Genomic DNA, 13910 nt, shown 5'->3' on the forward strand with positions numbered 1-13910 from the left:
TCGAGGTGAGCGAGGGCTTCACCGCGATACCGTTCACGGCCGCTGGCCTGCTGCTGGTGCTGGATCTGACCGGTAGTTTCGTGTTCGCGCTGTCGGGCGCGCTGGTGGCGGTGCGGCGCGGGCTGGATCTGTTCGGCGTGCTGGTGCTGTCATTTGCCGCCGCCAGTGCCGGCGGCATTCTGCGCGATCTGCTGATCGGCGCGGTGCCCCCGGCGGCGATCAGCCAGCCGCGCTATGTGGCCGTGGCCTGTCTGGCCGGGCTGCTGGTGTTCTATCGCCATCAGATGATCGAACGTTTCCGCAATCCGGTGCAGATCAGCGACGCCGCCGGGCTGGCGCTGTTTGCGGTATCCGGCGCGCAGAAGGCGCTGGGCGCCGGTCTGGAACCGGCGATGGCGGCCCTGCTCGGCATGCTGTCGGGCATTGGCGGCGGCATCGCGCGCGATGTGCTGGTGGCACAGATTCCGGCGGTGCTGCGGGCCGATCTGTATGCGGTGGCGGCCCTTGCCGGCGCCGGGGTGGTGGTGGCGGGCGATCTGGCCGGCCTGCCCGCCGGGCCATCGATGCTGGCCGGCGCCGCCCTGTGCTTCGGCCTGCGGGTGATGGCGATCCGCTATGGCTGGCATCTGCCGGTGCCGCGCCAGCCGGATGCCAGATCCGATCGGGATGACGGCCCACCGCAATAGTCGGGCCTGTCGTCCCGCCTCTCGCTATTGCGGGCTTGTCTCATGCTGACGCGGGCACACATCGCTATCATCGCCGCCGATCCGCGAACCACAGGGAGCTTCCCTTGCGATGACGGACCGCCCGCCGCCCTACCGCCCGCCGCCCTACCGCCCGCCGCCCCACCGCCCGGCGCCTTCTGCCCTCATCAGCCGCCGGCGCCTGCTGGCCCTGTCGGCCGCGGCCGGCGTGGTCGCGGCCGTGACCGGCGGACGCGGGCGCCGCGCGGCCGCGGCCGGCACGCCGCTGATGCGCCCGATCCACAGCACCGGCCTGATGATGCCGGCGGTGGGGCTGGGCACCTGGATCACCTTCAATGTCGGCAACGATCCTGAGGCGATTGCCGGCTGCACGGCGGTGATGAAGGCATTTTTCGAGGCTGGCGGCCGGATGATCGACAGCTCGCCGATGTATGGTTCGGCACAGATGGTGGTGGGGCGGGGGCTCGACGCGCTGGGCCGGCCGCAAGCGGTCTATGCCGCCGACAAGGTGTGGATTTCATCGGGCGATGACGGGCCGGACCAGATCGCGGCATCGCGCGCGCTGTGGGGCGTGCCGCAGTTCGATCTGATGCAGGTGCATAATCTGCGCGGCTGGGAGGCGCATCTGGAAACCCTGTTCGCGATGAAGGCCGCCGGTCGGCTGACCCATGTCGGGATCACGACATCCGAGGGCCGGCGCCACGACACCTTCGAACAGGTGATGGCCAGCCAGCCGCTCGACACCATTCAGATCACTTACAACATTCTGGACCGCGCGGTCGAAGACCGCATCCTGCCGCTGGCGCGTGAGCGGGGCCAGGCGGTGATCGTGAACCGGCCGTTCCGCCAGGGGGGCCTGACCCGCCGGCTGGCGCGCGAACCGCTGCCGGGTTGGGCGGCCGAGATCGGCGCCGGTAGCTGGGCGCAGGCGCTGCTGAAATTCATCCTCTCGCATCCCGACATCACCTGCGCGATTCCGGCCACGACCCGGGTCGACCATGTGCGCGAGAATCTGGATGCGGCACGCGGGCCACTGCCCGATGCCGCCTTGCGCCGGCGGATGATCGCCGATGTCGAGGCGATCTGATGGCCGACTGGTTCAGCTATTCCCTGACCGATTTTCTGCTGTTCGCGCCCGAGACCTATCAGCGGCTGTTCGTCCGCTATAATCAGGCGGTCTGGCCGGCGCAGATCGTGGGCGCGCTGGGCGCGCTCGTGGTGCTGTGGCTGGTGCTGCGGCGGGTGGACAGCCGGATCGCCATCGGTGTGGTTCATGCGCTGCCGGCGATCGGCTGGCTGTGGATCGGCACCGATTTTCTGTATCAGCGCTATGGCGTCATCAACTGGGCTGCGACATGGCCGGCCGTCGGCTTCATGGCTCAGGGCGTGCTGCTGCTGGCGGTCGCGGCCATCGCCCCGCGACCGGCCCGCCATGCGCCGCCGGCGGCGCGGACCATCGGCCTCGGCCTGATGGCGGCGGCGCTGGTGGTGGTGCCTCTGTCGGGGCCGCTGGCCGGCCGGCCCTGGGGCGCCATCGAAATCGTGGGCGTCACACCCGATCCGACAGCGGTCTTCACCCTGGGCCTGCTGGCCGGCACCGCCGGGATCTGGCGGCTGATCCTGTTGCCGGTGCCGGTTCTCTGGTGCCTGTTCAGCGGCGCCACGGCCCTTGCCATGGACACGGGCGATGCCTGGCTGCTGCCGGTGCTGGCCGCGGCGGGGCTGGTGGCGGCGCTGTTGCCACGGCCGGCACCCGACGGCCGGGGCAGGCGGTCAGGCTGATCGTCAGGTTCCGGAGGGAAGCAGGTCGACCAGGGCCAGCGCGATGACTTTTGTCGCCTTGTTCAGATCGTCCAGAGCCACACGCTCGTCGGCGCGATGGCCGTTGGCCTCCAGAATGCTGCGTGGGCCCGCGCCATACATCACCACCGGCACGCCGGCCTCGGCATAATGCCTGCTATCGGTATAGATCGGTGCCGCGCTTTCGCCGATGTCCTCGCCCATGATCCGGCTGGCGACGGCGCGGATCACCGCCGACAGATCCGCCGCTTTGGTCGAGGGCGTCAGCGGCCGGGCCAGCAGGATACGCCGGCAGTCGACCGTGATGCCCGTAAGCCCGGCCGCTGCCGCGTCGATCACCGCCGTCAGTTCGGACTCGACCTGGGCTGCGTCTTCCTCGGGCGTGATCCGGCGGTCGATGCAGAAGCGGGCATGGCCCGCGACGACATTGGTGTTGGTGCCGCCCGAAACCGTGCCCACCACCAGTGTCGGATGCCCGATGCCGGCCAGAGACGATGTCCGCCGGGCCAGGGTTTCGCGATGAGCATAGAGCGCCTGCATGATCTGCACCGCGCCCTGAATGGCGTCGTGGCCGCTATCGGGCTGTGCGGCATGGGCCGCCCTGCCGGTCACCGTCACCTCCAGATGCAGGCAGCCATTGTGGGCGGTGGTGACGGCATAGGAAAACCCGGGGCAGATCGCGAGATCCGGCGTGCTGAGGCCGTCTTCCAGAATCCATCCGGGCCCCGCCATACCACCGGTCTCTTCGTCCCAGGTGATGTGCAGCTCGACTGTGCCGCCAAGCTTGGCGCCGGCTTCCTTCAGCGCGCGCAAGGCCATGGCATAGGTGGCGATATCCGATTTCGAGACGGCGGCGCCGCGACCATACATCCAGCCATCGCGGATCTCGGCCGCATAGGGGTCGGACGACCAGCCATCGCCCGGCGGCACCACATCCCCATGGGCGTTCAGGGCGATGGTGGGGCCGGGGCCGAACTGCTGGCGCACGATCAGGTTCGCGGCCGCGACCATGTCCGAAGACTGCAGCCGGTCTTCAGGAACCGGATGGCGCTCGACGATGAAGCCCAATGTCTCCAACCAGCCGGCCGTCACTTCGGCGATCGCCGCGCAATCGCCGGGCGGATTGTCGGACGGTGTCCTGACCAGAGCGGACAGAAAGTCGACCGCGGTTTCCTGGTTGCGGTCGATCTGTTCGATAATCCGGGCGGCAAGCGGGGTGTCGAGGACGGTCACGGGATCATCTCCTGTGGACGGGGCGGGCGTGCTGTCCGGTCTCAACGCCGGCGGAGGCGCAGCCGTTCCCCGAAGGCGAGATACAGCCCCGCCGCCACAACGATGGCGGCGCCGATCAGGGTCAACTGGTCGGGCAGATGGCCGAAGATGATGAAGCCGACCGCGGTCGCCCACAGCAACTGGGTATAGGTGAAAGGGGACACCAGCGAGGCGGGGGCAAGTCTCAGGGCCGTGATCAACGCCAGATGGCCCAGGGCGCCGAACAGCCCCAGCATGGCCATCATCACCCAGGTGCGGGCGTCGACCGGCACCCAGTAGAACGGCACCACCAGCGATGACAGGGCGAAACCGAACAGCGCCGAATAGAACAGCCCGACCAGCGGACCATCATAGGGCGCGATCTGGCGGGTGAGGATCTGATAGACCGCGAAGCTGAGCGCCATGGTGAAGGCGAAGACGATGCCGGGGTCCAGATTGGTCGGATCGGGCCTGACCGCGACCAGCGCGCCGCTCAACCCCAGCAGCACCGCGAACCAGCGGCGCCGGCCGATCGCCTCGCCCAGAAGCGGGCCGGACATGATCGTCACCATCAGCGGCGCGGTGAAATTGACCGCATAGACCTGGGTCAGCGGCAGCCGGTGCACGGCCATATAGGCGAAGGCGGTCGAGGTGATCAGCAGGGCGGAGCGTGCCAACTGGCGCACCGGCACCCGGGTTGTGACCATCCGGCGCAGCCCGAAGACCGGGATCAGCGGCAGCATCCACAACAGATGAAAGCCATAGCGCGCCCAGACAAGCTGCGGGATCGGCTGGGTGTCGGCCAGAATCTTGGCGATGCTGTCCATGGCGACGAACATGCCGACCGCCATGATCATCAGACCGATGCCCTTCAGCCGGTCGAAGGCGGGGTTTGCCATGCCCGGCGATGGTGGCGGCGGTATGACGGTGGGGGGAGGGATCATCAGAGGGAACCGATCGGGCGGGAGGCATCGCGAGCGGCTCCGGGGCTGCCGCCCCGCGGAGGAGGACGATGGTCAGCTTGCCGAGGAAGAGCCTGAAGGTATAGCCATTCGACGCCATGCCATCGAATAAAGCCGCACGGCGCCGAGGACCGGCCGGCGTCGACCGATGTTTACGCCGTGGCGGGAAAGGCCGCGCAACGGGCGGGAACATCGGGCATCCTCTGGTTAACCGGCCGCTGATCACCGATGGCCGGAGCGGGTTTGTGAGGCAGGGTCGAGATGACGAGGACGACGACGATGCGGGCCTGCGCGACGATGAGGGCAGGCAACATGATGATGGCCTGCAGCATGATGAGGACCGGTGCCGCGGCCCTGGTGGCCGCCCTGCTTGCGACGACGCCGGTCATGACGGCGGTGGCGACCCGGCCGGCTGCCGCCGCCGAGATGCCGGCGGTGGCCTTTGCCGTCCACGGTCAGGCGGTGACGCTGGACCGGGCGGCCTTGCTGGCGCGCGGTGATCTGACCACGGTCGATATTCCCGACGACGTCGCCTATGGCCGGGCGATGCGCTATCAGGCGGTGCCGATGGCGGCGCTGATGACCGAGATGGGCCTGAAGCCCGATGATCACCTGGAAGTGGCGGCGCTGGACGGTTTCGTGGCCCAGTTGCCGGCGGCGCTGCTGCTGGAGGCGCGCCCCGGCCGTGCCCGCGCCTTCCTGGCGATCGAGCCCGCCGACGCCCCCTGGCCGAACCTGCCGGGCAAGGATGCCGATGCCGGCCCGTTTTATATGGTGTGGCTGAACCCGCAGGCGGGGGGCGTCAGCGCCGAGCAGTGGCCCTATCAGGTGGCGCGGTTCACGGCCACGGTGCCGCTGCTGGAGCGCTTCCCGGCGATGCGGGTCGATGCCGCACTGCCGGCCGACGATCCGGCGCGCGCCGGGGAACAGCAGTTCGCCGTGCAGTGCGCCGCCTGCCACACCATCAACGGGGCCGGGCCGGCGGCGGTCGGCCCCGACCTGAACCTGCCGATGAACCCCACCGAATACCTGCAAGCCCCGGCGCTGAAGATGCTGATCCGCGACCCGAAATCGGTGCGCAGTTGGGGGGCTGCGCAGATGCTGGGGTTTTCGCCCGAGGATCTGAACGATGCCGAGATCGATCAGGTGGTGGCCTATCTGACCCATATGGCGGGGCGCAAGCAGGTGCCGGCGCGGTGAGCTTGGCTTATGAATTTCAACGTGCACGTATGGAAAACGCGTTAACCTTGCGCGGAACGGGCTGACGGGGGACGACGGGTGCGGGACGTGATGAGCAGAGGCGGAGAGCGGCCGGCCGGCGGCGTGTGGATGCGACGGCTGATGATGACCGGTATGATGGCCGGCTGTCTTGGTGCCCTGATGTCGCCGGTCCCGGTGCTGGCGCAGGCGGCGTTGCCCCCGATCCTGTCGGCACAGGGGCAGGACGGTGCCGTGGCGGGCACCGCAGGCCGGCGCGGCGACACCAGCCAGTCTGATGCCAGCCGGGCCGACGCCAGCCAGCAGGCCGACGCCAGTCCGGATACCGCCCGCGGCGTGCTGGAACCGGCGGCCGAAGCGGTGATTTCGGCCGAAATTGCCGGCCGGATCACCGATATCTCGGTCACCGAGGGCGCGTCCTTCGCCAAGGGCGCGCTTCTGGTGCGGTTCGATTGCACGCTGTATGAAGCCCAGCTCGCCCAGGCCCGGGCGCAATCGGCCGGTGCCAAGGCCGAACTGGACAATGCCCGCAGTCTGGCGCGGCTGCAATCGATCGGCCAGTTGGAGGTCCAACTGGCCGAGGCACGGCTGGCCGAGGCGTCGGCCGCGATCCGCCTGCATTCGGCGACGGTGGAGCGGTGCCGGATCAGCGCCCCTTATGCCGGTCGGGTGGTGGCGCGGCTGGCGCAGCCGGCCGAAGGCGTCGCCGCCGGCGACGACCTGCTGGCGATCGTCTCCGACGGAGCGCCACGGCTGCGGCTGATCGTGCCATCCAACTGGCTGGCCTGGTTGCAGCCGGGCCAACGCTTCAGTTTCGACGTCGACGAGACCGGCGGCACCGTTCAGGCGACGGTGACGGCGGTTGGCGCCCGCGTCGATCAGGTGTCGCAGACCGTGGCGGTGCTGGCATCGATCGAGGAGGGCGGCCGCGACCTGCTGGCGGGGATGAGCGGCACCGCCCGCTTCCCGGCTGCCCTGCGCGACCCGGCCAACCGATCCGTCGATCCGGCGGTTGTGGGTGAACCGGTGCCCCAGCCCAAGCCGCGGCCAGTTGAAGGCAGCGCGCAATGAGCGTGGAACCGGTGCGGCCGACATCGGCCGGTGGCCCGGCCGCGGCCGCCGCCACAGGGCCTGCCACAGGGGCGGCCGCAGGGCCTGCCGCCGCCGCGTCGACCGTGGCCGGCGCCATGGCCGCCGGCAAGCTGCCGCCACGGATCGCCACGGCACTGGCTGCCGCCGGCGGGGCCGGTGGCGGCGGTGGTGCCAATACCGGCAGCGCCGGTAGTGGCGATGCCGCGGCGCGCGGGCGGTCGGCGATCCTGTTCTCGATCATGCTGGCGCTTGAACGCTCCGCCCGCCGGGCGCCCGACATCCAGGCTCTGCGCTATGTGATCGTCAACGACACAAGGCGGCTGCTGCCCTATCGCCAGGCGGTGCTGGCCGAGGGCTGGAACCGCCCCCGGCCGGTGGCCCTGTCGGACGTGCCGGGGGTGGAGCGCACCGCCCCTTACGTCACCTGGATCGAACGGGTGCTGGCGCATCTGGGCGCCGGGCATCGCGACCGCCATCGCGCCGCCCAGCGGCTGACGCCCACCGCGCCCGCCGCGCCGATGACGGCCGCCGCAGCGGCACCGGGGGCATCCGCCGCCGGCAATTCCGCCGATGACCGTCTGAAGCCGCAGGTGATCGGCCCGGCCGACCTGCCGGATGATCTGGCGCGGGCCTGGCCCGATTTCGCGGCACCCACGGCCCTGCTGTGCCCGCTGGCAGACCGCCAGGGCCATGTGCGCGGCTGGCTGTGGCTGGCGCGCGATCAGGCCTTCGGTCCGGCCGATCAGGTGCTGGCCGGCCAGTTGACCGACGCCTATGCCCATGCCTGGCTGGCATTGGCCGGGCGTGGCGCCGGCCGACGGCGGCTGCCGCGACCGCGCTGGTTCGTGCTGGCGCTGCTGGCGGCGGCGGTGGCCGCCGGCTTCATTCCGGTGCCGCAGACGGTTCTGGCGCCGGCGGAAGTGTCGGCACGCGATCCGGCGACGGTGGCCTCGCCGCTGGACGGGGTGATTGCCGACATCATCGTGGAGCCCAACCAGCGGGTCGAGGCCGGCGATGTGCTGCTGCGGCTGGACGACACCAATCTGCGGGCCGAAGTGGCGGTGGCGCGCCGGACGCTGGAAATCGCCGAGGCGGAATTGCGCCGGGCGCGCCAGGGCGCGTTCAACGACCGCGATGCCGGCGCGCAGATCGCGCTGCTGGAGGCCCGCGCCCGGCTGAAGGCGGCCGAGCTGGATTATGCCCAGTCGCGGCTGGACCGGGTGGTGGTGGCGGCCGAGCGGCCGGGGCTGGTGCTGTTCACCCGTGCCGACGACTGGACCGGGCGGCCGGTCCAGACCGGCCAGCGGATCATGACCATCGCCAATCCCGATCAGGCCGAGATCCGCATCGAGCTGCCGGTGGGCGAGGCGATCCGCCTGGAGCCCGATGCCCGCGTGCAGTTGTTCCTGGATGCGCGGCCGCTTGAGGCGGTTGAAGGCCGGTTGAGCCGGCAGAGCTATATGGCCGAACAGACCCCATCCGGTGTGCTGGCCTATGACCTGAAGGCGGCGCTGGCCGATGGCAGCCCGATCCCGCGGGTGGGTCTGCGCGGCACCGCCAAGATCTATGGTGCCGATGTGCCGCTGGCCTTCTATCTGTTCCGCCGGCCATTGGCGGCCCTGCGCCAGAAAGTTGGATACTAGCCATGGCCGGTCCGGTGATGCAGGGGGCAGGGGCCGGGGCGGCGCCGAAGATCAGCCTTGGTGGTGCCATGGGCGGTGCCGGCGGTGGCGGGGCGGCCCCTAAGCCGGTGCCGCGGCTGCGCGAGGATCTGCAATTGCTGCCCGGCCCCACCGATCTGGATGGCGGCCCCAGTTGGACGATCCTCGATCCGGCGCGCGGGCGCTATTTCAATCTGTCGCCGGAGGCGGTGGCCCTGCTCGGCGCCTGGGGCGAGGGGATGCCCGACCGGGTGGTGAAACGCGCCATCGCCGCCACCCGCCTGCCGCTGGAGGTGCAGGACGTCGACGAACTGGCCCGGTTCCTGATCGCCAACAATCTGGTGGCGGGGGATGAGCCGGGCATGGCCGGCAGCTATGCCGCCCAGAAGCGGGCTGCCAAACGCGGCCTGTTTTCATGGATGCTGCACAATTACCTGTTCGTGCGCGTGCCGCTGGTCCGCCCCGATGCGTGGCTGGACCGCCTGACGCCGCTGGGCCGGATGATGTTTTCCTGGCCGGCGCTGTATGGCGTGATCGCCCTGATGATGCTGGCCTTCTATCTGGTCGGCCGGCAGTGGGACAGCTTCGTTCACACCTTCACCAGCTTTCTGACCATTGAGGGCGCGGTGTGGTTCGGCGCCGCGATGCTGATCGCCAAGGCGCTGCACGAGATGGGCCATGCGCTGGCCGCCAAACGCTTCGGCTGCCGGGTGCATTCCATGGGCGTGGCGCTGCTGGTGATGATGCCGGTGCTGTATACCGATGTCAGCGATGCGTGGCGACTGGCCGACCGGCGCAAGCGGCTGGTCATCGGTTCGGCCGGCATGGCGGTGGAACTGACCATCGGCGCATTGGCGACCATTCTGTGGGCGATGCTGCCCGATGGCCCGGCGCGATCGGCGGTGTTCTTTCTGGCGGCCGTGTCATGGTTGATGACCCTGCTGGTCAACCTGAACCCGTTGATGCGGTTCGATGGCTATTACATCCTGTCGGATCTGATCGGGGTGCGGAACCTGCAGACCCGCGGCTTTGCCATGGGGCGCTGGCATCTGCGCGAGACCCTGTTCGGGCTGAACCGGGAGCCGCCCGAACTGCTGCCGCCGCGCACCCGGCGGGCGGTGCTGATCTATGCCTATGGCGCCTGGATCTGGCGTTTCTTCCTGTTTCTGGGCATCGCGGTGCTGGTCTATCACCTGTTCTTCAAGGTGCTGGGCATCCTGCTGGCCTCGGTCGAGGTGGCCTGGTTCCTGGTGATGCCGGCGCTGCGCGAAATCGGCGAATGGTGGAAAGCGAGGGATGAGATGCGCCTGAACCGGGCGATGCTGCGCAGCCTGGGCGTGGCCGCGGTGCTGGTGGCGCTGGCGGTGGTGCCGTGGCGGGGCGATGTGGGCATGCCCGCGGTGCTGGAAGCCGTGTCGAGCCAGCGGCTGCACCCGCCGGCGCCGGCCCGCATCGTCGAGGTGCTGGCACGGCCGGGCCAGATGGTTGCGGCCGGTGACCCGGTGGTGCGTCTGGAGAACCCCGATCTGGACCAGCGCATCCTGATGGTGCAGCTGGAACTGGATGTCACCCAGCGCCTGTTGCAGCGCCAGGCGGCCAGCGCCGCCGCCGCCGCCGAGGTGGGGGTGCTGGAGGGCCGGCTGGCGGCCCGGCTGGCCGAGTTGGACGGCTATCTGGCCGAGCGCGACCGGCTGGTGGTGCGGGCGCCGCGCGATGGCGTGTTCCGCGACCCGCCGCCGGATCTGGCGCCGGGCCTGTGGGTATCGCCCGGCCGGGTGCTGGGGCGGATCGTTGCGGCCGAAGGCGCGCGGATCGAGGCCTATGTCGAGGGCGCCGATCTGCCAAGACTGGATGTGGGAGCCCGTGGCCGCTTCGTGACCGACGATCCGGCGCGCGACCCGATCGAGGTGGTGGTGACGGCGGTGTCGGCCACCGCGGCCGAGACCCTGGACCAGCCGGTTCTGGCCAGCCAGAATGGCGGCCCGATCGCATCGGAACCCGATGCCGATCGCCGGCCGGTGCCCCGCAACGCAGTTTATCGGGTGTGGCTGGAACCGGTGACCACGGCCGATCTGCCGGCGGCGGGGCAGCCGCAGATGCTGCGCGGCATGGTGCGGATCGCGGCACCGGCCGAAAGCTTCGCCGTGGCCACCTGGCGGCGCGCCGCGGCGGTGCTGGTGCGCGAAAGCGGCTTCTGAGCGGCCGACCCCCGCGCCTCTGCCGATCAGCGGACCCGACAGAAAAAAACGCGGCGAGCTAATGTCTCGCCGCGTTCAGTTCGGTGTCGCATCTTCACCGGACAGGTTCGGGTAAACCTGCGCGATGGGGCCAGCCGGTATCGCGTCATACCCGCCATCCCATACAAAACCCCCACGCTATCGCGTAGCCGGTTTGCGTCTCCGACTATATGGTGACTGCCCGGAGATGTCCATCGCGTTTCGATTGCGTGGTGGGGGTTTTTCGCGCCAGAGGCGGGTTTTCCCGCCGCTCCGGCGGCGGCATCCGGCCGCCATATGGCATGGGCGATATGCGGCATGCATGCCCATGCCCTGCCGATGCGCATCGAACAGCATGCGCCCAAAACTCCTTCACCGTCTATTCCAGACTTGCCATCATGCCCAGGCATGCCTTTGCAGCAAAAATTAATCATGACATATCATTTATATGTTTATAGAACGTTCCGAAAACATTGCCATGCAGCACAACTCTAAATTGAATAAAATGGTCAAAATACAGGAACATAACCAGAATATACCACAGGCTTATCGCGAATTGGGCTGTATGGATGGATCTATGACATCACATTATGATGTTCCGTCATTCATAAAATGGTGCATGTGGGCGTATCCGATTCACCATCCGGCAATTGTGCATTGCGGAGAGGAGGTCAGACATGTTCGCGGGAGACGGATATGATGGGAGAGTCATGTGCTGCGGGCGACACGTCTTGGAACCAGAGGTGAACAGTATTTCGATAAAATTTTCGCGAAAAACGGCCATTACACCACGCCGACTGGCGGGTTCGGTGCGCGACACGTGCATGAAAATAGTCTTGTGCGCCCAACGTTCCCTTCATGTTGCGGCGCACAGTTAATATTGGGTAAATCCTGCGTTGCGTCGGGGAAACCCCTGCGACCGCCGGTGGCACCGGACGATTGCGGCGCAAAACGCACCGGCCGGCAGGGAGCGGCCTGCCCATAGCGGGCAGGGGGATCGGAGCGGCCGGCGTGATGTTTGCCGCCCAGATGGTGGCGGCGACTGTGGCGTCCCTGACGACAAAGGGCGCGCGGATCATCTCCGCGCGCCCCTGGGGCCGATGGTTCTGGTGGGGTGTGGCCCGATGTCAGCTCATGCCGCCGCGCGGCGGATAGATGCCGTAGAGCGGGGTGATGTAGTTCAGGGTTGAGAAGGCCTGCATGATGCTGGTGGGGAAGTTCATGCCCGACGAGCCGACGAGCAGCGAGCCGTTGATCTGGCCGCCGTTGAGCGTGCCTTCCGCGGTGCCGGTGGCGAGGAAGATGTCGGAAGGCCGGGTCGGCGTTCCCGGCGCATTGGTCTGGACGTAGTTGCCGGTGGCGAGGTGGGTGGCGTTCGTCGGCGCCGCATCGGTCGCCGCGGCCGTGAGCGCCGGCACGGCGGTCTGCAGGGCGGTGGTTACGGTGTGGCTGTGATACGCCAGATTGTCCCGGGTCAGGGTTACGGTCTCGGTGCCGGCGGTCTGGCCCAGGGCGTAATTCGACAGGCCGGCCCCCTGGCCGACGCCGACCGGCACCCGGCCCTTCAGGTTGGGCAGGCCGAAGGTGGTCTGACCGTCGCCGCCATAGGTGGTGCCGAGCAGGCTGAACAGCGCGTCGTTCTGCGAGATCGATATCAACTGGCCATGGCAGAACGAATAACCGCGCGGGGCGAAAGTGGGCGCCCAGAGGAAGATCGCGCCCAGATAGACTCCATCCATCCGTTTCTCTCCTGTCCTGTGATCCTGGCGGTGATCAGCTGCGCGGCGGGAAGATGCCGTAGAGCGCGATGATGATGTTCAATCCCAGATAGGGCTGGGTGATCGATATCGGGTTGTTCTGGCCGCTGACCCCGACATTGGCGGTGCCCACCACCTGACCCGGCGCCGACTGGGTGTCGGGCGCGTCGTCGTTATAGGCCAGGACCGGAAATGTCTCCTGAACGCCGCCAGACTCGAACGTGCTCTGGGCTCCGGCAAAGGTGAGCCCCGGGCCGGGGGTGCCGGTCGCGGCGGCGGCGGCGGTGGCCGGCAGGCCGATGGTCAGGTTGCCGGTGGTGGCATGGGTATGGGCCGGCATGTTGGTCGTCAGCAGGGTGGTGTTGGGGGTGCCGCCAATTTCCCCCAGCACATAGGTCGACCCGCCGGGATTGAGCCCGGCGCCCAGAACCGAGCGGCTGCGCGTGTCGGGCAGCGCGAAGGTCACGGTACCATTACCGCCATAGGTGGTGCCGAGCAGCGAGAACAGGGCGGTGTTCTGGCTGATCGCGATCAACTGATTGGCGCAATAGGCCCAGTTGCGGGGGGCGAAATCGGGCGCCCAGTACATGGCCAGTCCGATGAACGGGTTCATTCTTCAAACCTCTCTCTGAGACGGAATCGGACTGGCGCGTCAACTGCGCGGCGGGAAGATGCCGGTCATGGCGAAAATGAAATGCAATGCCTGATAGGGCTGGATGATCGGGAAGGACTGTGACCCGCCGGTATCGGCAAGGCCGATCGTGCCGTCCACGGTGGTGGTCAGGGCGGCGTCGGCCGTGCCGGCGGCATAATTGAGCACCGGGAAGGTCTGGGCGCCGGGGCCGGAGCCGATGCGCACCGATGCGGTCGCCAGGGTCTTGCCCACCGGGTCCGACGCTGTGGCCGGCGCGCTGGACAGGCCGATGGAGGCCGTCATCTGCGGGAAGGCGCTGTGGATATGCGCGGGCATGTTGGCGGTGGTCATGGTCGAGGTTTCGGTACCCGCCGCTTCACCCAGCGACACCACGGGCAGGCCCGGGCCGTGGCCCGTACCCACCGGTGTGCGGCTTTGCAGATTGGGCAGGGCGAAGGTGGTGCTGCCATTGCCCCCATAGGTGGTGCCGATCAGCGCAAAGACCGACTGATACTGAGAGATCGCCAGAAGCTGGCCCCGGCAATAGGCCCAGCCACGCGGCGCGAAATCCGGTGCCCAGGGCACGATGCTGGCGATAAAAGGTGAATCCATGAT

The 13910-nt window shown here is 68.4% G+C and carries 13 protein-coding genes; 7 read left to right on the forward strand and 6 right to left on the reverse strand.

Going from position 1 to position 13910, the window contains the following annotated elements; all coding sequences use genetic code 11:
- Positions 1-5: 5 nt before the first annotated feature.
- The 3 genes from WG924_RS25750 to WG924_RS25760 all read left to right on the forward strand — a co-directional run bounded on the left by WG924_RS25750 (position 6) and on the right by WG924_RS25760 (position 2486).
- Complete coding sequence (locus WG924_RS25750) at positions 6-686, forward strand: trimeric intracellular cation channel family protein (RefSeq protein WP_345935899.1); 681 nt, start codon at positions 6-8, stop codon at positions 684-686.
- A gap of 109 nt (positions 687-795) precedes the next feature.
- Positions 796-1791: an aldo/keto reductase gene (locus tag WG924_RS25755; protein WP_345935900.1), complete on the forward strand. Its 996-nt coding sequence runs from the start codon at positions 796-798 to the stop codon at positions 1789-1791.
- Positions 1791-2486 (forward strand): DUF6064 family protein, encoded by a 696-nt coding sequence (locus WG924_RS25760; protein WP_345935901.1) that lies wholly within the window; start codon positions 1791-1793, stop codon positions 2484-2486. Before WG924_RS25755 ends, WG924_RS25760 begins: the two co-directional genes overlap by 1 nt.
- A gap of 3 nt (positions 2487-2489) precedes the next feature.
- Here WG924_RS25760 and WG924_RS25765 read toward each other — a convergent pair whose 3' ends face one another.
- The 3 genes from WG924_RS25765 to WG924_RS25775 form a co-directional block, all read right to left on the reverse strand.
- Positions 2490-3737, reverse strand: coding sequence for an ArgE/DapE family deacylase (locus tag WG924_RS25765; RefSeq protein WP_345935902.1), 1248 nt, complete (start codon positions 3735-3737; stop codon positions 2490-2492).
- Between the two features lie 41 nt (positions 3738-3778).
- The gene (locus WG924_RS25770) at positions 3779-4699 is read right to left on the reverse strand and encodes a DMT family transporter (protein WP_345935903.1); all 921 of its coding nucleotides are present in this window, start codon (positions 4697-4699) and stop codon (positions 3779-3781) included.
- Between the two features lie 170 nt (positions 4700-4869).
- On the reverse strand, positions 4870-5049 hold the full coding sequence (locus tag WG924_RS25775; RefSeq protein WP_345935904.1) for a hypothetical protein: 180 nt from the start codon (positions 5047-5049) through the stop codon (positions 4870-4872).
- On the opposite strand from WG924_RS25775, the gene WG924_RS25780 reads away from it, so the two are divergent.
- The 4 genes from WG924_RS25780 (at position 5048) to WG924_RS25795 (ending at position 10886) form a co-directional block, all read left to right on the forward strand.
- Entirely contained in the window at positions 5048-5917 is an 870-nt protein-coding gene (locus WG924_RS25780; RefSeq protein ID WP_345935905.1) for a cytochrome c, read from the forward strand. The genes WG924_RS25775 and WG924_RS25780 overlap by 2 nt on opposite strands.
- 141 nt (positions 5918-6058) lie before the next feature.
- Complete coding sequence (locus tag WG924_RS25785; RefSeq protein WP_345935906.1) at positions 6059-7006, forward strand: efflux RND transporter periplasmic adaptor subunit; 948 nt, start codon at positions 6059-6061, stop codon at positions 7004-7006.
- On the forward strand, positions 7003-8670 hold the full coding sequence (locus WG924_RS25790) for an efflux RND transporter periplasmic adaptor subunit (RefSeq protein ID WP_345935907.1): 1668 nt from the start codon (positions 7003-7005) through the stop codon (positions 8668-8670). Before WG924_RS25785 ends, WG924_RS25790 begins: the two co-directional genes overlap by 4 nt.
- Before the next feature lie 2 nt (positions 8671-8672).
- Positions 8673-10886, forward strand: coding sequence for a site-2 protease family protein (locus WG924_RS25795; protein ID WP_345935908.1), 2214 nt, complete (start codon positions 8673-8675; stop codon positions 10884-10886).
- A gap of 1145 nt (positions 10887-12031) precedes the next feature.
- Here the strand turns inward: WG924_RS25795 and WG924_RS25800 are convergent.
- The 3 genes from WG924_RS25800 to WG924_RS25810 are packed head-to-tail and all read right to left on the reverse strand — an operon-like array spanning position 12032 to position 13907.
- Positions 12032-12643, reverse strand: coding sequence for a phage tail protein (locus WG924_RS25800; protein ID WP_345935909.1), 612 nt, complete (start codon positions 12641-12643; stop codon positions 12032-12034).
- A gap of 34 nt (positions 12644-12677) precedes the next feature.
- Positions 12678-13274 carry a phage tail protein gene (locus WG924_RS25805; protein WP_345935910.1) on the reverse strand — a complete coding sequence of 199 codons (597 nt, stop codon included), beginning with the start codon at positions 13272-13274 and terminating at the stop codon, positions 12678-12680.
- Between the two features lie 39 nt (positions 13275-13313).
- Positions 13314-13907, reverse strand: coding sequence for a phage tail protein (locus WG924_RS25810; RefSeq protein WP_345935911.1), 594 nt, complete (start codon positions 13905-13907; stop codon positions 13314-13316).
- Positions 13908-13910: the final 3 nt, after the last annotated feature.

The sequence above is a fragment of the Tistrella arctica genome (genome assembly GCF_039630945.1).
Classification (GTDB): domain Bacteria; phylum Pseudomonadota; class Alphaproteobacteria; order Tistrellales; family Tistrellaceae; genus Tistrella; species Tistrella bauzanensis.